The sequence below is a fragment of the Limnohabitans sp. genome (assembly GCF_030158565.1).
Lineage (GTDB): Bacteria > Pseudomonadota > Gammaproteobacteria > Burkholderiales > Burkholderiaceae_C > Limnohabitans_A.
The window spans coordinates 105,374-123,949 of record NZ_JAOASQ010000038.1 but is presented as its reverse complement, the minus strand read 5'-3'; the positions used below and the strand labels follow the sequence as shown (position 1 = coordinate 123,949).

Annotated in this window: 20 protein-coding genes and 1 tRNA gene; 13 read left to right on the top strand and 8 right to left on the bottom strand. The window is 61.2% G+C overall.

The genetic code is table 11. The features are described from left to right. Positions 1 to 6 precede the first annotated feature (6 nt). The 4 genes from Q1W40_RS08410 (at position 7) to Q1W40_RS08395 (ending at position 2,070) form a co-directional block, all read left to right on the top strand. Entirely contained in the window at positions 7 to 774 is a 768-nt protein-coding gene (locus tag Q1W40_RS08410; protein ID WP_300710936.1) for a cytochrome c1, read from the top strand. Positions 775 to 867: 93 nt separating this feature from the next. Further along, positions 868 to 1,479: a glutathione S-transferase N-terminal domain-containing protein gene (locus Q1W40_RS08405; RefSeq protein ID WP_108326348.1), complete on the top strand. Its 612-nt coding sequence runs from the start codon at positions 868 to 870 to the stop codon at positions 1,477 to 1,479. Positions 1,480 to 1,497: 18 nt separating this feature from the next. Next, positions 1,498 to 1,938: a ClpXP protease specificity-enhancing factor gene (locus tag Q1W40_RS08400; protein WP_300710933.1), complete on the top strand. Its 441-nt coding sequence runs from the start codon at positions 1,498 to 1,500 to the stop codon at positions 1,936 to 1,938. 56 nt (positions 1,939 to 1,994) lie between these two features. Next, a tRNA-Thr gene (locus tag Q1W40_RS08395) sits at positions 1,995 to 2,070 on the top strand. Between the two features lie 55 nt (positions 2,071 to 2,125). Here the strand turns inward: Q1W40_RS08395 and Q1W40_RS08390 are convergent. Continuing rightward, positions 2,126 to 2,434, bottom strand: coding sequence for a DciA family protein (locus tag Q1W40_RS08390; RefSeq protein WP_300710931.1), 309 nt, complete (start codon positions 2,432 to 2,434; stop codon positions 2,126 to 2,128). A 223-nt stretch (positions 2,435 to 2,657) separates the two neighbouring features. On the opposite strand from Q1W40_RS08390, the gene secA reads away from it, so the two are divergent. From secA to Q1W40_RS08370, 4 genes are all read left to right on the top strand, one after another. Then, a complete protein-coding gene (gene secA / locus Q1W40_RS08385) occupies positions 2,658 to 5,396 on the top strand; it encodes a preprotein translocase subunit SecA (protein ID WP_300710929.1) in 2,739 nt (912 codons plus the stop codon). A gap of 80 nt (positions 5,397 to 5,476) precedes the next feature. Beyond that, complete coding sequence (gene argJ / locus Q1W40_RS08380) at positions 5,477 to 6,706, top strand: bifunctional glutamate N-acetyltransferase/amino-acid acetyltransferase ArgJ (protein ID WP_300710927.1); 1,230 nt, start codon at positions 5,477 to 5,479, stop codon at positions 6,704 to 6,706. Continuing rightward, entirely contained in the window at positions 6,703 to 7,578 is an 876-nt protein-coding gene (locus Q1W40_RS08375; RefSeq protein ID WP_300710925.1) for an ATP-binding protein, read from the top strand. The genes argJ and Q1W40_RS08375 overlap by 4 nt, the downstream gene beginning before the upstream one ends. Continuing rightward, positions 7,575 to 8,042, top strand: a complete 468-nt coding sequence (locus Q1W40_RS08370) for an NUDIX domain-containing protein (protein ID WP_300710923.1) — start codon at positions 7,575 to 7,577, stop codon at positions 8,040 to 8,042. Before Q1W40_RS08375 ends, Q1W40_RS08370 begins: the two co-directional genes overlap by 4 nt. A 4-nt stretch (positions 8,043 to 8,046) precedes the next feature. Here Q1W40_RS08370 and Q1W40_RS08365 read toward each other — a convergent pair whose 3' ends face one another. Next, a complete protein-coding gene (locus tag Q1W40_RS08365; RefSeq protein ID WP_300710976.1) occupies positions 8,047 to 8,481 on the bottom strand; it encodes a DUF1841 family protein in 435 nt (144 codons plus the stop codon). A gap of 318 nt (positions 8,482 to 8,799) precedes the next feature. Here Q1W40_RS08365 and pcaF point away from each other — a divergent pair, with 318 nt between their 5' ends. After that, entirely contained in the window at positions 8,800 to 10,002 is a 1,203-nt protein-coding gene (gene pcaF, locus Q1W40_RS08360) for a 3-oxoadipyl-CoA thiolase (protein WP_300710921.1), read from the top strand. A gap of 65 nt (positions 10,003 to 10,067) precedes the next feature. Here the strand turns inward: pcaF and Q1W40_RS08355 are convergent, their stop codons facing one another. The 6 genes from Q1W40_RS08355 to Q1W40_RS08330 all read right to left on the bottom strand — a co-directional run bounded on the left by Q1W40_RS08355 (position 10,068) and on the right by Q1W40_RS08330 (position 15,319). Further along, complete coding sequence (locus tag Q1W40_RS08355) at positions 10,068 to 11,075, bottom strand: tripartite tricarboxylate transporter substrate binding protein (protein WP_300710919.1); 1,008 nt, start codon at positions 11,073 to 11,075, stop codon at positions 10,068 to 10,070. A gap of 78 nt (positions 11,076 to 11,153) precedes the next feature. Then, positions 11,154 to 11,603, bottom strand: coding sequence for a PaaI family thioesterase (locus tag Q1W40_RS08350; RefSeq protein WP_300710917.1), 450 nt, complete (start codon positions 11,601 to 11,603; stop codon positions 11,154 to 11,156). Further along, positions 11,600 to 12,451: a fumarylacetoacetate hydrolase family protein gene (locus Q1W40_RS08345; RefSeq protein WP_300710915.1), complete on the bottom strand. Its 852-nt coding sequence runs from the start codon at positions 12,449 to 12,451 to the stop codon at positions 11,600 to 11,602. Before Q1W40_RS08345 ends, Q1W40_RS08350 begins: the two co-directional genes overlap by 4 nt. Before the next feature lie 36 nt (positions 12,452 to 12,487). Next, positions 12,488 to 13,240 carry an IclR family transcriptional regulator gene (locus tag Q1W40_RS08340; RefSeq protein WP_300710913.1) on the bottom strand — a complete coding sequence of 251 codons (753 nt, stop codon included), beginning with the start codon at positions 13,238 to 13,240 and terminating at the stop codon, positions 12,488 to 12,490. A gap of 16 nt (positions 13,241 to 13,256) precedes the next feature. After that, positions 13,257 to 14,762, bottom strand: coding sequence for a bifunctional 3-(3-hydroxy-phenyl)propionate/3-hydroxycinnamic acid hydroxylase (locus tag Q1W40_RS08335; protein WP_300710911.1), 1,506 nt, complete (start codon positions 14,760 to 14,762; stop codon positions 13,257 to 13,259). Further along, positions 14,759 to 15,319 carry a VOC family protein gene (locus Q1W40_RS08330; RefSeq protein WP_300710909.1) on the bottom strand — a complete coding sequence of 187 codons (561 nt, stop codon included), beginning with the start codon at positions 15,317 to 15,319 and terminating at the stop codon, positions 14,759 to 14,761. Before Q1W40_RS08330 ends, Q1W40_RS08335 begins: the two co-directional genes overlap by 4 nt. 148 nt (positions 15,320 to 15,467) lie before the next feature. Here Q1W40_RS08330 and Q1W40_RS08325 point away from each other — a divergent pair, with 148 nt between their 5' ends. The 4 genes from Q1W40_RS08325 to Q1W40_RS08310 all read left to right on the top strand — a co-directional run bounded on the left by Q1W40_RS08325 (position 15,468) and on the right by Q1W40_RS08310 (position 18,543). Beyond that, positions 15,468 to 16,448, top strand: a complete 981-nt coding sequence (locus Q1W40_RS08325) for a tripartite tricarboxylate transporter substrate binding protein (RefSeq protein WP_300710907.1) — start codon at positions 15,468 to 15,470, stop codon at positions 16,446 to 16,448. A gap of 273 nt (positions 16,449 to 16,721) precedes the next feature. Then, a complete protein-coding gene (locus tag Q1W40_RS08320; protein ID WP_300710905.1) occupies positions 16,722 to 17,096 on the top strand; it encodes a nuclear transport factor 2 family protein in 375 nt (124 codons plus the stop codon). Positions 17,097 to 17,188: 92 nt separating this feature from the next. Next, positions 17,189 to 17,890: a 3-oxoacid CoA-transferase subunit A gene (locus tag Q1W40_RS08315; protein WP_300710903.1), complete on the top strand. Its 702-nt coding sequence runs from the start codon at positions 17,189 to 17,191 to the stop codon at positions 17,888 to 17,890. A gap of 5 nt (positions 17,891 to 17,895) precedes the next feature. Next, the gene (locus tag Q1W40_RS08310; RefSeq protein WP_300710901.1) at positions 17,896 to 18,543 is read left to right on the top strand and encodes a 3-oxoacid CoA-transferase subunit B; all 648 of its coding nucleotides are present in this window, start codon (positions 17,896 to 17,898) and stop codon (positions 18,541 to 18,543) included. Positions 18,544 to 18,576 lie beyond the last annotated feature (33 nt).

Genomic DNA, 18,576 nt, shown 5'->3' with positions numbered 1-18,576 from the left:
AAGAACATGAAAAACCTCAAGAAACTCGCGTTGGGCTTTGTGATGGCCCTCGGATTGGTGACAGGCGCACAGGCTTCCGGTGGCGACACCATCGCCTGGGACAAGGCCCCCTCCAAGACCAATGACCTGGCTGCTTTGCAAAACGGCGCCAAGTTGTTCGTCAACTATTGCCTGAACTGCCACTCAGCTGCTTTCATGCGTTACAACCGCTTGAAAGACATCGGTTTGACCGAGCAGCAGATCAAGGACAACTTCTTGTTCGCTTCCACCAAGGTGGGCGACACCATGAAGGCAGCGATCGATCCGCTGCAAGCCAAGGAGTGGTTCGGCAAGAATCCACCTGACTTGACCTTGATGGCACGTTCGCGTTCCGGTCATGGCGGCACCGGTGCAGATTACCTCTACACCTACCTGCGCAGCTACCACCGCGATGCAAGCAAGCCCACCGGCTGGAACAACCTGGCCTTCCCGAACGTGGGCATGCCCAACGTTTTGTGGGAACTGCAAGGCGAGCGCCAGCCCGTCTACGAAGAGCGTGAAGAACATGGCCATGCCGTGCAAATCTTCAAAGGCTGGAAACAAGTCAAGCCCGGCACCATGACACCTCAGCAGTACGATACTGCCGTGGGTGACCTGGTCAGCTACATGCAGTGGATGGCCGAGCCTGCACAAAACAGCCGCGTGCGCATTGGCGTGTGGGTCTTGCTGTTCCTGGCATGTTTCACATTCATCGCCTGGCGCTTGAATGCCGCTTATTGGAAAGACATCAAGTAATTGATCTTCCACCCGGTCTTTGAGCCGGGTCTTGTGGAGTGGTGGGCCTTTGTGGCCTCCCACTCTTTTTGATTTTTTGAGGAGCCTCCCGCCATGATGGTGCTTTATTCCGGAACCACTTGCCCTTTTTCACACCGCTGCCGCTTTGTGTTGTTTGAAAAAGGGATGGACTTCGAGATCCGTGATGTGGACCTCTACAACAAGCCCGAAGACATCAATGTGATGAACCCCTACGGTCAGGTGCCCATCCTGGTCGAGCGCGATCTGATTCTGTACGAATCGAACATCATCAACGAGTACATCGACGAGCGTTTTCCACACCCTCAGTTGATGCCCGGTGACCCAGTCGACCGTGCACGCGTGCGCTTGTTCCTGCTCAACTTTGAGAAAGAACTGTTTGCCCACGTCGTCACGCTGGAAAACCGCACCCTCAAGGGCAACGACAAGGCACTGGAGAAGGCACGCGCCCACATCCGTGACCGCCTGACCCAGTTGGCTCCCGTGTTCCTGAAGAATAAGTTCATGCTGGGTGACAACTTCTCGATGCTGGACGTGGCGATCGCGCCGCTGCTCTGGCGTCTGGACTACTACGGCATCGAGCTGAGCAAGAATGCCGCACCTTTGCTCAAGTACGCCGAGCGCATCTTCTCGCGCCCTGCCTACATCGAAGCATTGACCCCTTCCGAGAAAGTCATGCGCAAGTAATTGCCTGTGAGGACCGACATGTTCAGCGACACCGAACTGCCATCGACCCGCCCGTACCTGATTCGGGCCTTGTATGAGTGGTGTACCGAGAACGGCTTCACGCCCTATGTGGCGGTCAAGGTCGATGGCTCGGTGCAGGTGCCGCGTGAATATGTGCAAGGCGGCGAGATCGTCCTGAATGTGAGCATGGACGCCACCAGTTCGCTCAAGCTGGGCAATGAGTTCATTGAATTCAAGGCCCGCTTTGGCGGCAAGCCGCGCGACATCATGGTGCCCATCCACCGTGTCATGGCCATCTATGCCCGCGAGAACGGTCAAGGCATGGCGTTTCCGGTCAGCGACGAAGAGTCGGTGCCGGCCAACTTAGCGGCCGTGGACAAATCAAGCGCCGATGAGGGCGATGGTGAACCCACGCCGCCGCCGGTTTCGGGGCGTCCCGCGTTGACGCGAATAAAGTAAAAAATTACGCGTGCTCGGCCAAAGTGCTGTGCTTAGCGCGTTAAAATCTAGCCCGTGCCGCTTTAGCTCAGTTGGTAGAGCACCCGCCTTGTAAGCGGTAGGTCGTCAGTTCGAATCCGACAAGCGGCACCAAAATTAAAAAGCCCCTGATCGCAAGATCAGGGGCTTTTTTCTTGGGTCTCGACCCTCAAAGACGCTGGTTTTGAACCTTGATGCGGATGGCCGTCACTTGCAGACCTTTTTGGTTCAGATGAGCTTGCAGTGCGGGGGTCATCTGACGCAATTTGGCCGCAACGGCGTTGGAGCTGACCAGCAAGCACCAGGAGCCCTCTTCGATCGGCCCGGCTTGAATACTGGCGCGCAAAGGGGCAGGCAGCAGGCTGCGAATGGCCTGAAGGCGCTCGGATGATTCGCGCACGCGGCTGGCCAGCAGTGCAAAAGTGGGTGACTCTTGCACGGCTTGTTGCAGGGGGATGGGGTGGTGGCGTCTTTGCATGTTGAACCGAGGCCAAAGCATTATCACGCAGCATCACCGCGCAGGCATGGATCCAGCCCAGAACGGTCACCGTCAGAGGCTAAAATGATCCTTTGGTCTGACAGGGCCAGGTCGGGGTCGTGCAGGACTTGTTTTCTGTGGCCCCGGCTTCAAATGAACCTTTTAACTTGACAGGATAGACGGTCTGTTCCTCGGCTTATGGCTGTAGGTGGATCTCGCAAACATGGCCATCCCATTCCTCACCAAAATTTTCGGCAGCCGCAACGATCGTCTGCTCAAGCAATACCGCAAAACGGTGGAGCGCATCAATGCCCTGGAAGCCGGTCTGGAAGGCTTGAGCGACGACGCATTGCGCGCCAAGACCGAAAGCTTCAAGCAGCGCGTGGCCTCAGGCGAGACGCTCGATGCTTTGCTGCCAGAAGCCTTCGCCGTGGTGCGTGAAGGCTCCAAGCGCGTCATGAAGATGCGGCATTTCGATGTGCAACTGGTCGGCGGTATCGCCTTGCACAACGGCAAGGTCGCCGAGATGCGCACCGGTGAAGGCAAGACGCTCACATCGACATTGCCTGCGTATTTGAACGCCTTGGCAGGCCGCGGCGTGCACGTGGTCACGGTGAACGATTACCTGGCCAGCCGCGATGCGCAGTGGATGGGCAAGCTGTTCAACTTTCTGGGGCTGTCGGTCGGTATCAACTTGGCTCAGATGTCCCGTGAGGAAAAGCAGGCCGCTTACAACTCGGACATCACCTACGGCACCAACAACGAATACGGCTTCGATTACCTGCGCGACAACATGGTCTATGAAGCACAAGACCGTGTGCAGCGCACGCTGAACTACGCCATCATCGATGAGGTGGACTCGATCCTGATCGACGAAGCCCGCACGCCACTGATCATCAGCGGGCAAGCCGAAGACCACACCGCCACCTATTTGGCGATGAAGCAGGTCATCCCCCTGCTGACGCGCCAGGAAGGCGAAGCCGATCCCCGCACGGGTGAGGGCATCATCACACCCGGCGACTTCACCGTGGACGAAAAATCACATCAGGTGTTTTTGACCGAAGACGGTCATGAAAAAGCCGAAGCCGTGCTGGCCCAACTGGGCTTGATCCCGGAAGGCGCGAGCCTGTACGACCCGGCCAACATCACCTTGATGCACCACCTGAATGCCGCGCTGCGCGCGCAGCACCTGTACCACCGCGACCAGCACTATGTGGTGCAAGACGGCGAAGTGGTGATCGTGGACGAGTTCACGGGTCGCCTGATGAGCGGCCGCCGCTGGAGCGATGGCCTGCACCAGGCGGTGGAAGCCAAGGAAGGCGTGCAGATCCAGGCCGAGAACCAGACCATGGCCTCGATCACCTTCCAGAACTACTTCCGCCTGTACAACAAGATCGGTGGCATGACCGGTACGGCCGACACCGAGGCCTATGAGTTCCAGGAAATATATGGTCTGGAGACCGTGGTGATCCCGCCCCACCGCAAGAGCCAGCGCGAAGACCAACTCGACCGCGTTTACAAGACTTCCGAAGAGCGTTACACCGCTGCGATTGCCGACATCCGTGAATGCCATGAGCGCGGCCAGCCCGTGCTGGTAGGCACCACCTCGATCGAGAACTCCGAGCTGATTTCGCAATTGCTCACGCAAGCGAACTTGCCGCACCAGGTGCTCAACGCCAAGCAGCATGCCCGTGAAGCCGACATCGTGGCGCAGGCCGGTCGTCCGGCCATGATCACCATTGCCACCAACATGGCTGGTCGCGGCACAGACATCGTGCTGGGCGGCAACATCGAAAAAGACGTGCAGGCCATCGAAGCCGACGAGTCCTTGTCTGAAGCCGATCGCCAAGCCAAAGTCGCCGCCTTGCGCGAACAATGGAAACAAACCCACGAGCAGGTCAAAGCCAACGGCGGCTTGCGCATCATCGCCACCGAGCGCCACGAGTCACGCCGCATTGACAACCAGCTGCGTGGCCGTTCGGGCCGCCAGGGTGACCCCGGTTCATCGCGCTTTTATTTGAGTCTGGACGATCCGCTGATGCGCATCTTTGCGGGCGACCGCGTGCGCGCCATCATGGACCGCTTGAAGATGCCCGAGGGCGAAGCCATCGAGGCGGGCATCGTGACCCGCAGCATCGAAAGCGCCCAGCGCAAAGTGGAGTCGCGCAACTTCGACATCCGCAAGCAATTGCTCGAATACGACGATGTCTCGAACGACCAGCGCAAGGTGATCTATCAGCAGCGCAACGACATCCTGGATGCGCAAGACATGGAAAGCCAGATCGCATCGCTGCGTGAAGGCTGCTTCACCGACTTGGTGCGTCAATTCGTGCCTGCCGAAACGGTGGAAGAGCAGTGGGACCTGGCAGCCCTTGAAAAAGTACTGGCCGATGAATGGCAACTGCCTTTGAACCTGCGTGAAAAAGTGCAGGCCTCCAACGCCATCACCGACGAAGAGATTCTGGAGACCGTGGTGGCTGCGGCCCATGCCCAGTTCCAGGCCAAGCTCGACCAAGTGGGCGCAGTCAATTTCACGCCGTTTGAACGCATGGTCTTGCTGCAAAGCATCGACACCCACTGGCGCGAACACCTGAGTGCGCTGGACTACCTGCGCCAAGGCATCCACCTGCGCGGCTATGCCCAAAAGCAACCCAAGCAGGAATACAAGCGCGAAGCCTTCGAGCTGTTCGGTCAATTGCTGGACTCGGTCAAAAACGAAGTCACCCGCACCTTGATGTTGGTGCGCATCGAGTCCGAAGCGCAGATCGAGCAAGCTGCGCACGACATCGAAGAGCGTGCCGAGCACATCAGCAACGTGACCTACAGCGCACCCGACGAGTCGGGCGAGCCGCAAACCGTCGCCGCTGGCGGTCAGCAGGACTGGGGCCTGGTGGGCCGCAACGATCCTTGCCCTTGCGGCAGTGGCAAAAAATACAAGCAATGCCACGGCAAGTTGGCTTGAGCATGTCTCAGCGGATAAAACGGGCTTCGGCCCGTTTTGTTTGTGGACTTTGAATTCATCTCCATTTTTGAAAGATCACCATGCCCGTGAATCTGCCCCAGATCGATCCCGCCCAATTGCACGCCGTTGCCGGTGTGCGTTGGGGCATTGCCGAAGCCGGCGTGCGCAAAGCCAACCGCAAAGACCTGAGCGTCATGCTGCTGGACGCAGGCGCCAGTGTGGCGGGGGTGTTCACCAGCAACCGCTATTGCGCAGCACCCGTGCAGGTATGCCGTGAGCATCTGGCGCAAGGCAGTGCGGTGCGCGCCTTGGTGATCAACACCGGCAACGCCAATGCGGGCACGGGTGCCCCGGGCCTGGCCCATGCGCGCCAGACCTGCGAGGCTTTGGCCAGCTTGCTGCAATGCGCGCCTGCGCAGATCTTGCCGTTTTCGACCGGCGTGATCATGGAGCCGCTGCCGGTGGACCGCATCGTCGCCGGTTTGCCAGCTGCATTGGCCAACGCCCAAGCGGCCCACTGGGCGCAAGCCGCCGAAGGCATCATGACCACCGACACCCAGCCCAAAGCGGCCAGCGTGCAGGTCAACATCGGTGGCAAGGCGGTGAACATCACCGGCATCAGCAAAGGCGCGGGCATGATCCGCCCCAATATGGCGACCATGCTGGGCTTTGTGGCCACCGATGCGAACATCGATCCGGCCTTGCTGCCCGCTTTGGTCAAGACCTTGGCCGATGGGTCTTTCAACCGCATCACCATCGACGGTGACACCTCGACCAACGACTCCTTCATGCTGATCGCCACCCACCAGGCTGCTCACGCGCAGATCACTTCGCTGGACAGCGCCGACGGTCAAGCTTTGTTCAAGGGCCTGATGCAGGTCGCACGCCAACTGGCCCACGCCATCGTGCGCGATGGCGAAGGTGCCACCAAATTCATCACCGTGCAGGTCGAAGGCGGCCGCACTGCCGAAGAGTGCCGTTTGGTGGCCTATGCCATCGCGCATTCGCCCCTGGTCAAAACCGCCTTCTTTGCCAGCGACCCCAACCTGGGCCGCATTCTGGCGGCAGTGGGTTATGCCGGCATCACCGATCTGGACCAGGGCCTGATCGAGCTGCACCTGGACGATGTGCACGTGGTCTCGCAAGGCGGTCGCCGCCCCGAGTACCGCGAGGAAGACGGCCAGCGCGTCATGAAGGGCAGCGAGATCACCGTGCGTGTGGGCCTGGGCCGCGGCACCGCCACCGACACCGTCTGGACCTGCGATTTGAGCCACGAGTACGTCACCATCAACGCGGATTACCGTTCATGAGCCAAACGCTGGAACAACTGCTGGCCAAAGTCAGCCAACTGGTGGACCGCATCGAATCGGTCTTGCCCCAACCCTTGTCCGCACCCGACTGGTCGCAAGCGATCGCCTGGCGTTACCGCAAGCGCTCGTCCGGTCACGGCGTGCTGGAGCCGGTGCGCCACGTGGCGGCCATGACGCTCGATGACCTGAAGGAAATCGACCAGCAAAAAGAAAAACTGCAACGCAACACCGAGCAGTTCGTCAACGGCCGCCCGGCCAACAACGTGCTGCTGACCGGGGCGCGTGGCACCGGCAAATCCTCGCTCATCAAGGCTTGTTTGAATTCGTATGCAGCGCAAGGCTTGCGCCTGATCGAGGTGGACAAGGCCGACCTGACCGACTTGCCCGACATCATCGAAGTGGTTGCTTCGCGTCCTGAAAAGTTCATGGTCTATTGCGATGACTTGAGCTTTGAAGATGGCGAACCTGGCTACAAGGCGCTCAAGTCCATCCTCGACGGCACGGTGGCAGCGTCCACCCCCAATGTGCTGATCTGCGCCACCAGCAACCGCCGCCACTTGCTGCCCGAGTACATGAGCGAGAACCTCACCTACAAACACACCGATGACGGTGAAGTGCATCCCGGTGAAGGCGTGGAAGAAAAAATTTCCCTGTCCGAACGCTTTGGTTTGTGGATCAGTTTCTACCCCTTCTCGCAAGACGAGTACCTGCACATCGCCGCGCAATGGCTGGGCAGCTTGGGTGCCACTGCTGCCCAAATCGAAGCAGCCCGTGCCGATGCCTTGCTGTGGGCGCTGGAGCGCGGCTCACGCAGCGGCCGTGTGGCGTATCAGTTTGCTCGTGACTACATGGGCCGTCAGGTCAGCGCATGAGCAGCTTGTTGGTGGCCGACGGCGAGCGCCAGCGCGAAGGCGGCAGCGACCGCCCCGTGGTGGATGTTGCGGTGGGCGTGCTCATGCAAGCCGATGGCCAGTTTTTGTTGACCTCGCGCCCCGAGGGCAAGGTCTATGCGGGCTATTGGGAGTTTCCGGGTGGCAAGCTCGAGGCCGGTGAAACGGTCGAAGAGGCCTTGCGCCGTGAGCTGCAGGAAGAGCTGGGCATCGTGATTGGCCAAGCCGCGATCTGGAAAACCCAGATGGTGGACTACCCGCACGCCTTGGTGCGGCTGCACTTTTGCAAAGTGTGGGACTGGCAGGGTGACTTGCAAATGCGCGAAGCGCAAACGCACGCTTGGCAGCAACTGCCAGTGGACGTGGTACCGGTATTGCCCGGCACCATACCTGTCTTGACCTGGTTGGCCGAAGAGCGCCAGTTCAGCGGCGCCACGCACCGTTGAAACATCAGTCCTTGGTCGCGTGCCTTTGCACGCAGTCGATGTAGGCCGCGCCGTCGGGCATGCGGCCGGCGCGTTGGCTTTCATAGACCATGCGGCCCAGGCACTCCATGGCTTGGTGGTGCGCGTCGTGCAGTGAGTTGAGTTTGTGCGTCAGCAACTCCACCGCCTGGCGAATGCCTCGTGGCTGATCGATGCTGCATTGCTCGCTGATCGACAGGTGCATGGACAAATGCAAAAACGGGTTTTCCTTGTTGGGGTCTGCTTTGAGCATGCTGGCCAGCGCCGCGTCCACATCCGCCAGTTCAGCGTGGTATTCCGGGTGCTCGTCGATCCATTGGCTCACCAGCATTTCCATCGGCTCCAGCGGAGCCGCTGTTTTGGCCTTGGCGTAAACGCCACAAAAAAATCGCCGCACATCGGCTTGTGAAGGTTGAATCAGCATGGGGTGGATTGTCCTTCATGTTGCCCTTTGTGGGCTGGTGGGTTGGGGTCAGGGGCTGGGGTTCAGAGGCGCTTCGCTTTGCCACATCACCCCAGCCCCTGACCCCAACCCACCAGCGTGGGCAAGGGGCAAATCAAGCCTGTAATCGAGCAAGGGGCCTGTGCGGCGCTGTTCGGGCGATGTGGCAAAGCGAAGCGCCTCTGAGCCCGGGCAGCGCCGCACAGGCCCCTTGCGGATTCAAGCCCTAGAATGACTTCAGTATATACATCAAACATGCAATAAAATGCATACACCCTTAACCTGGAGACTGAAAACATGAACCAAGCCTACATTTGCGACGCCATCCGCACCCCCTTCGGCCGTTACGGTGGCGCTTTGAGCAGCGTGCGCACCGACGACCTGGGCGCTGTGCCCCTGCGCGCCCTGATGGCCCGCAACCCCAACGTGGACTGGGCTTCGGTGACCGACGTGCTGTACGGCAACGCCAACCAGGCCGGTGAAGACAACCGCAACGTGGCCCACATGAGCAGCTTGCTGGCCGGTTTGCCGATCGATGTCCCGGGCGCTACCCTCAACCGCCTGTGCGGCTCGGGCCTGGATGCTGTGGGCACCGCAGCGCGTGCCATCAAGGCCGGTGAAGCCAGCCTGATGATCGCCGGTGGTGTGGAGAGCATGAGCCGCGCCCCGTTTGTCATGCCCAAGGCCGAAAGCGCCTTCAGCCGCGCCAATGCGGTGTACGACACCACCATTGGCTGGCGCTTTGTGAACAAGCTGATGAAGGCCCAGTACGGCGTGGACTCCATGCCCGAGACGGCCGAGAACGTGGCGACCGACTTCAAGATCGAGCGCGAAGCGCAAGACCTGATGGCTTACAACAGCCAGCTGCGTGCGGTGGCGGCCATCAAGGCCGGTCACCTGGCCCGTGAAATCGTGGGCGTCAGCATCCCCCAGAAAAAGGGCGACGCCATCATCGTTGACACCGACGAACACCCCCGCGAAACCAGCCTTGAAGCGTTGGCCAAGCTCAAAGGTGTGGTGCGCCCAGACGGCACCGTGACCGCAGGCAACGCCTCGGGCGTGAACGACGGCGCATGCGCCTTGCTGCTGGCCGATGAGGCCACCGCGGCCAAGAACGGCCTGACCCCCAAAGCGCGCGTGGTCGGCATGGCCACTGCTGGCGTGGCCCCGCGCATCATGGGCATTGGCCCCGCGCCTGCCACCCTCAAGGTGCTGGCCCAGACTGGCCTGACGCTGGACCAGATCGATGTGATCGAACTGAACGAAGCCTTTGCCGCACAAGGCCTGGCCGTGCTGCGCATGCTGGGCCTGAAAGACGACGACGCCCGTGTCAACGCCTGGGGCGGTGCGATCGCGCTGGGTCACCCGCTGGGTGCCTCCGGTGCCCGTTTGGCCACCACCGCCATCAACCGCCTGCACAGCACGGGCGGCCGCTACGCGCTGTGCACCATGTGCATCGGTGTGGGTCAGGGCATTGCGCTGATCATCGAGCGGGTTTGATCCTTTGTGCAGTGGGCGGTGCACTGTTGCGGGTCAAGCTGGCAACAGCACTGCACCGCCGCTGGTCACTGCGCTTCGATCTTTCGCTCGGTCACGATGCGGCTGAGCTGACGGATCTCGCCGTCCACCCGGCTGCGAAATTCTGCAGGCTTGCTGGCCTGCGGGTGGCCGCCCCAGTCGGTCAGGCGTTGCTTGACCGCAGGCAGCTCCAGCACGGCGCGCAGTTCGCGGTTGAGCCGATCGACGACCGCTGGCGGCGTGCCTTTGGTGCCCGCAATGCCCAGCCATGAATCGAACACCACGCCCGGAAAACTGTCGGCCACCGAGGGCACGCCAGGCAAGGCGTTTTGGCCCGCAGGTGCGGTGGTGGCGAGCACCCGCACCCGGTTTTCCTTGAACAGTGGTGCCGTGGTGGTCATGGTGTCGATCATCACATCCACACGACCGGCCAGCAGTTCCATCATCGGGGCCGTGCCGCCTTTGAAGGGCACATGCGTGGCCACACCACCGCTTTCCGCCATCAGCCATTCGCCAAACAAATGCATGGCCGTGCCCACGCCCACCGAGGTGTAGGTGTAGCGGTTGGGTTCGCTTTTCACGCGCTGGATGAAATCACGGAACGAGGTGATCGGCGAGTTCGGTTTGACCGACAGCGTCAGCGGGTAGGTGGTGACGGTGGAGACCCAGGCGAAGTCATTGACCGGGTCGAAGGGCAGGTTCTTTTTCATCGCGGCATTGCTCGAATGCCCGCTGGGCAGCAGCACCAGCGTGTAGCCGTCGGGCGTGGCTTTGGCCACCGCATCGGCGGCGATGTTGCCGCCTGCACCCGCCCGGTTCTCTACCACCACGGGCTGGCCCAGCCGTTCGCCCAGCGGCGTGGCGATCAAGCGCGCCACCATGTCGCTGCTGCCGCCTGGCGCAAAGCCCACCAGCAGCTTGATGGGCCGCGTGGGCCAAGCGTCCTGCGCGTGTGCTGCGCCCAAGCTGGCCATCAGGCCCAGGGCCAGAACCCATGAGCGGCCCAGCGTGTGGCCAAGGCGGTTGAGAGGGGAATGAATCGTGGAACTGTTCATCGGGCGTTCTCCTGAAAAGGGATGTGGGTCTGATAGGACGAGAACATGTGACGGGTCATGGTGATGAGGATCGTGGTCTTACGAGGGCACCGAGACAATCTTGCACACCGCCACCGCGGTGGCCACTTCCTTGCCGTCCTGCAGCAATGTGCCCATCGCATGGCAGACATCGCGGCCACGGCGCAGCATGCGCGCTTCGCCCTGCAGCGTGCCCACCTGCGCCGGGCGCAGGAAGGACACGTTCAGGTTGAGTGTGGCCACGCCTTGCCCTGCAGCCAGGGTGGCATCCACCAAGCTGGCCGTGAGGTCGTCGAGCATGGCGCTCAGCATGCCGCCTTGCACGGTGCCCGCCGGGTTGCGGAAATTGGCCTGCGCTTCGTAGCGGGCACTCAGGCTGCCTGCGGCCGCGTCCACCGCAATGATCCGGCTGCCCAGCAGCGTGAGCACCGGCGCAGGGGGCGTTTCGCCGCGCAACATGCGGCTGAAATAGCCTTGGGCATCGGCCGTTGAAAACGCCTCTTGGCTCATGCGTCGTCGCGGATGCCGTTGCGCAGCGTGCCGATCGCGTCCACCACGATCTCGCACACATCACCGGGTTTCATGAAGATCTGCGGCGTGCGCTTGTTGCCCACGCCACCGGGGGTGCCCGTCACGATCACGTCGCCGGGCGACAGCGGGATGAAGGTGGAAATGTAGGCGATCTGGCGCGGGATGCTGTGGATCATCTTGTCGGTGGTGGTGTCTTGCAGCACCTGGCCGTTGAGCACGGTTTGCAGGCGCATCACTTGCGCAGGCGCGATCTCGTCGCTGGTGACCATCCAGGGGCCGAAGCCGCCGGTCTTGTAGAAGTTCTTGCCGGGTGTCCACTGCGAGGTGGCGATTTGCCAGTCGCGCACCGAGCCGTCGTTGTAGCAGCTGTAGCCCGCAATGTGGTCCCAGGCGTCTCCCTCTTGGATGCGGCGGCCGCCCTTGCCGATGATCACGGCGATCTCGGCTTCGTAGTCCAGGCGGTGCGACTCGGGTGGGCGCACGATGTCCTGGCCATGCGCCACCTGCGAGTCGGCTAAGCGGATGAAGATCGTTGGGACCTCGGTCACCTCGCGGCCGGTTTCGCGCACGTGCTCGCCGTAGTTCAAGCCGATGCAAAAAATCTGGCCCGGGTTGGGGATCACGGGCAAGAGCTGCAGTTGCGAGAACTGGAGTGTGGGCTTGTGCGCCTTGGCCGCATCGGCCGCCGCGCCCAACAGGTTTTTGGCGATCAGGGTTTTCAGGTCGGGCGCTTGTGCACCCAGGATGGGGGTCAGGTCGAGCACGTCGTCGCCGTTCACGACGCCGTAGGAGGGCACGCCCTGGTTCAGGAAGCTGATGAGTTTCATGGTCTGGCTTTCAGGTGGGTCAACAAAAGGAAAGGATCAGCTCAGCCGCGCGGAAATTTCTTGCGCGGCCCGCTGGATGAGGGGGGTGAGTTTGCTGCGGTCGATCACGGCCATGCGTTGCACGCTGGTCACGAGCGAGAGGGCGGCGATCACGCTGCCATCGGCCTGGTGCAACGGCACGGCCACAGCGGCCAGATTGGATTCGAGTTCGCCATCGGAGAAGTAGTGGCCGTTTTTGCGGATTTGACTGAAGTAGCGGCGAAACGCCGACCAATCGCTGGGCAAGCCTGCGGCGGCAATGTCTTCGGTGTGGCTGTCGAACAATTTGTGCAAAGCCGGAGGCGTCCAGCCCGCCAGGATGACTTTGGGCGCAGCCCCTTGAAACAAGGGGCGCGGGCGTCCACGGCCATAACTCAGACTGGCCGGCATGGAGCCCAGTTCGCGGTGCGTATCGAGCAACTGGTCGCCATGCAAGCTGGAGACCACACAGTCAAAACCGGTCTGGGCCACCAGCTCTTTCATGAACGGGATGCCGCATTGCAGCACCGGGTCGGCCTGACGTATCAAGTGGTCCAGCACGACGATGCGAGGCCCGAGCGCAAATTGGGCATCGCTGCCACGCCGCAGCAGGCCCGCATCGCTGAGGGTCTTGAGGTAGCGGTAGCTGGTGGGCAGGGACACGCCCAGCGTCTCGCTGATGTCTTCGGCGCTCCAGTGCAGGCGCTGGTCGGAGAACAGGTCGAGCACGCTGAGCATGCGGGCGAGGCTGGTGTCGGTTTTGTCGGTCATGGGCAATTCAAAAACATCAGGGGGTCAGGGCTGCCGCAGCGGGCAACAAAGCACTGATGCTGTCGAGCTCGGCGCCTGTTTGCGCCACGCCCAGGATGTAGCGGTCCGGGCGCAACAGCACGGCGCGTACGCCTTGTTGCGTGAGCCAAGTCTGCAGCTCGGGGTCGCGTGCGGGCAATACGACCACGCCTTGTGCCTGCCAGTGGGCGCGGGTGTCATCGCTGGTGGCGTTCAGCACTGTTTCGTCACCGATCACGGCAAACTGCAGGCCCAGTACGGCGTCGAGCAGGCGGCCATCGGCCAGCGTGGGTTGCGGGAACACCTGGGCCACAGCTGCCTGCTCGCCTTGCCAGACGCCAGGGCCCAGGCGCGGCGCCGGGAACTGGAAGATCTCGGGCTGACCGGCTTTGAACTTGGCATCGCGTTCGAGAGCCGCCTGCGGATCGGTGGTCTGGATGATGTCGCCCAACTTGACGGCCAGGTCGATGAAGGCCTGCACATGCGGGGAGCGTTCGCTTTCGTAGGTGTCCAGCAGCGCATCGTCTGCGCGGCCACGCAGCACGGCGTTGAGCTTCCAGGCCAGGTTGGACGCATCGCGAATGGCCGCGCACATGCCTTGGCCCAAGAAGGGTGGTGTCTGGTGCGCCGCGTCACCGGCCAGCATCAAGCGGCCTTGGCGCCAGCCCTCGGCGATCACCGAGTGGAAGGTGTAGATCACGGCGCGTTCGATGTCGGCTTGGCTTGGCGTGACCCATTTACGCACCAGCTTCCACAGTGTTTCGGGCTGGACCAGTTGCGCCGGATCGTCGCCGGGCATGAGCATGATTTCCCAGCGGCGGCGGTTGCCGGTCACGTTGCAATACGTCATGGGGCGGGCCGGATCGCAGTGCTGCACCGTGTGGTCGGGCAGACCGGGGACATCGGTTTTGAGCCGCACATCGAACACCAGCCAGGGCTGGTGCAGGCCCAGATCGCGCATGCGGGTGCCCAGCACTTTGCGCACCATGGACCGTGCGCCGTCGCAGCCGACCACATAGCGGGCCTGCACGGTATGACTTTCCTGTGTTTGCAGGTCGGTGACTTGCAGTGTGGCGACGTCAGTGTCGTCTTGGATGGCGGTGACTTCGTGGCGGGTGCGCACTTGCACGTGTGGGTAGCGCTGCAAGCCAGACCGCAACACGGCTTCGAGCTCGGGTTGGTGAAAGTAGTGGTTGGTGGCGCAGCCGTGGGGGCCGCGTTCTTGGGTGCCCGCGCGGATCAGCAAGGTCTCGCCCGCGGCGTTGTTGAAGTACATGCCCTTGAGGCCCGGGCGCGAGATGGTCTCGACCTGTGGGCGCAAACCAGCGGTCTCGAACACGCGCATGGTTTCACCGTCGAAATGGATGGCGCGGGGCAGAGGGTAGATCTCGGCCTCGCGCTCGAGCACCAACACCGACAGGCCGTATTGCCCCAGCAAGTTGGCCAGCGTGGCACCCGCCGGGCCATAGCCGATGATGGCGACGTCAAACACCGTCTGGTTCATGCCTTGTACCCCATGAGCACTTGCATTTCCGTGATCCACTGAGTGCGGCTGCGGAATTTGGGGCGGCTGCGTGCCAGGGCTTCGGCGACAGCCATGACGGCTTCATCGCTTTGGTCCAGATCGATCGGCTCGCGCAGAGGTTGCTCGCAGTACCAGGGCATGTCCAGAAATACCTCCAGTCGATTGCCTTCGGGGTCGCGAAAGTAGATCGACACCGCATTGCCATGGGTGGCGCAGACCAGATCGCTCACATCGGGGTCGGCGGTCACCCGGTCACGCACCGTGCGCAGTGTGGCCAGGTCGGGTACGCGCAGCGAAATCTGGTTGATCACGCTGAACGACAGGTCTGTAGGACGGCCCGTGGCCAGCACGATCTGGTGGTGTTCGCAAGGGTCCCGGCTGAGGAACACCAGTTGCACGGGCCCTAAGTCGCCGCGATCGGTTTCGAAGAAGCACATCACCTCTTTGTAAAAGCGGGCCATGCGTTCGAGGTCACGCACATAGAAGCCCATGTGGCTGAAAGACAGGGAATTTTTCTGACCAAGAGGGTTCGACATGCTCACTCCGTTTGCGAAAACTTCATTGATTCTATTTTGATTGATGAATAAAAAACTAATGGTTTATCCCATAGTGAGAATTTATTTGATTTGAAAGAATGCTGTCAGACCCCATGGTCTTGAACATCCACAAACAGGAGACACTCGCATGAATCGCACCACCCGCCGCATGGGCCTGGCCACTTTGGCCTTGGCTTTGTTCAGTGCCTTGCCCGCCATGGCGCAGGACTATCCGAACAAACCGATCAAGATCATTGCCCCTTTCCCCGTGGGCACAGGCCCGGACGCCAACACCCGCGAAATTGCGCTGGAGTTGTCCAAAGCCCTGGGGCAATCGGTGGTGGTGGAAAACCGTCCGGGCGCGTCCACCATGATTGGCATGGAGGCCGGTGCCAAAGCCGCACCCGACGGCTACACCTTGGTGATGGGTTCGACCACCTCGATGTCGGTGTTGCCCTATACCTATGGTGCCAAGGTGCCTTACAAAGTGGAGCGCGACTTTGTGCCCATCAGCGTTGTCGGGCTGTTGAACACGGCCCTGACGGCCCATCCGAGCGTGCCCGAGAAAAATGCGAAGGAGCTGATCGAGCGTTTGAAAAGACAGCCAGGCTCGTTGACAGCGGCCACATCGGGTGTGGGCAGCTACTCCCATCTGGCCGGTGAGTGGTTCGCCTCGAACGCCGGGGTCAAGATCGATTTTGTGCCTTACAACACCTCAAGCCCTTATGCGGATCTGGTGGCCGGTCAGGTCAACGTGATTTTTGACGCCTTGCCCGCTGCCATTGGCAACGTCAAGGCGGGCAAGCTCAAAATTTTGGCGCTGACGGGCAAGACGCGTCACCCCAACTTCCCGGATGTGCCCACCTTTGCCGAGGCGGGTTTGCCTGACTACAGCCCTACTGCCTGGATCGGTTTGTTTGCGCCTGCAGGCACACCTGCAGCCGCGGTGGCCAAACTGGGCGAGGCCATGCAAAAAGCCACCGCGCAGAATCCCGAGTTGATCGCCAAGTGGCGTTCTTACGGCGGTGACTTGAAGGGGCAGACTTCGGCCGAATTTGCAGCCTTTCTCAAACAAGACGATGCCCTGTGGGGCCCGGCCATTCGCAAGGCCGGCGTGAAGCTGGACTGAGCGCAAGAAGACCCGGCGGCGTCTCATCCAGACGATCGGGGCGGTGAGTCTAAGGGCCCTGACGGTTGTCGGGTGCCCTGGCCTGTCAAACCGTTGCTGCGCAACATGCCTGTGCGTGATGTGATCGCTTCGATGGCTTTTGCACAGGCTGGATCTGCTGTTGGATGCCCGGGACAGTGAGGGTCTGTGGTGGCCTGCGGCATGGCTGTCAGCGCAAGTAGAGCGATTTCATGCTGAGGTGCCCCGCTCGAACATCAAAATGGAATCAAGCAAATGAGCGCATTGATCGCTGAAGAGCAACGCCGCCAAGCCATGCTGAACGGTGACGTCGCGGCCCTGGATGGGCTGCTGTCCGATGGTTTGGTCTACGTGCATTCCACGGGGGCGCGCGATAGCAAGACCACCTATCTGGCCAAATTGGCCAGTGGCAGCTTGAAGTACCTGAGCTTGTCTTTTGAAGACTTGCAAGTGCATGCGGCAGGCTCGGGCCATGTGGTGACCGGGCGCATGTCGGCCGAGGTCAGCAAAGACGGTCAGTCCAAGGCGGTGCGCAGCTTGTTCATGACGGTGTGGATGCCCGAGTCTGGAGCAGAGGGGCCGCAAGGCCTGCGAATGCTGGCACACCAAGGCACGCCTTGTCCCGTTTGATCGGTATCGGCAAATCTCCCATTCATTTCTGCGGACATGCCTGCTTGGTAGATACTTGCGTGCATGACCCTCAACGCTTTTGAAGTGCAAACATGATCGACAAGATAGCTTTAAGCATGGCCGATGCACTGGGGCCGGTGGCCGATGGCTCGACGGTGCTCATTGGTGGATTTGGCACCGCAGGTATTCCCAATGAATTGATCGACGGCTTGATTGCGCAAGGCGCCAAGGACCTCACCGTGGTCAACAACAACGCTGGCAATGGCGACACTGGTCTGGCCGCTTTGCTCAAGGCCGGGCGCGTGCGCAAGATCATCTGCAGTTTTCCGAGGCAGACCGATTCGCATGTCTTCGACAGTTTGTACCGCAGTGGTCAGATCGAGCTGGAACTCGTGCCGCAGGGCAATTTGGCCGAGCGCCTGCGCGCTGCGGGCGCGGGCATTGGCGCTTTCTTCACCCCCACCGGTTTTGGCACCGAGCTGGCACGTGGCAAGGAAACCCGTGAAATCCAAGGACGCCAGTATGTGCTCGAATATCCGATCTACGGTGATCTGGCACTGATCAAGGCAGAGCGTGGTGACCGTTGGGGCAACCTGACTTACCGCAAGGCGGCGCGCAATTTCGGACCTGTGATGGCCACAGCGGCCAAGCACACGGTGGCCACGGTGCACGAGGTGGTGCCGCTGGGCGCGCTGGACCCTGAAACCATCGTGACGCCGGGCATCCATGTGAGCCGTGTGTTGCATATCGACCGTGTGGCCACCCAGGGTGGCGGATTCAAGAAAGCGGCCTGATGAACATGAACACTTCTTACCAACGCCGCAGCAAGGATGAACTGGCCCGGCGCGTGGCGCAAGACATCCACGATGGCGCTTGTGTGAACCTGGGCATCGGCATGCCCACGCTGGTGGCCAACCACATCCCGGCGGGGCGTGAGGTCATCTTGCACAGCGAAAACGGCATTCTGGGCATGGGCCCGGCACCCGCCGATGGCGAGGATGATTACGACCTCATCAATGCTGGTAAACAGCCCGTGACCTTGTTGCCGGGTGGGGCATTTTTTCACCATGCCGACAGCTTTGCCATGATGCGCGGCGGGCATCTCGACATTTGCGTGCTGGGCGCTTTTCAGGTCTCGGCCACAGGCGATTTGGCCAACTGGAGCACGGGCGAGGCCGGGGCCATTCCGGCTGTCGGCGGCGCGATGGACCTGGCGGTTGGGGCCAAGCAAACCTGGGTGATGATGGACCTGCTGACGAAGGCAGGCGAGAGCAAGTTGGTGCAGACCTGTACTTACCCCCTGACCGCGATTGGCTGCGTCAAACGCATTTACACCGACTTGGCAACACTGGCATGCACCCCACAAGGCTTGAAACTTGTGGACAAGGTGGATGGCCTGGATTTGGCCCAGTTGCAGCAATTGGTGGGACTGCCCATTTCTGAATGAGGCAGTCTGGCGCGTTTGGCAGTGCGCTGAAGA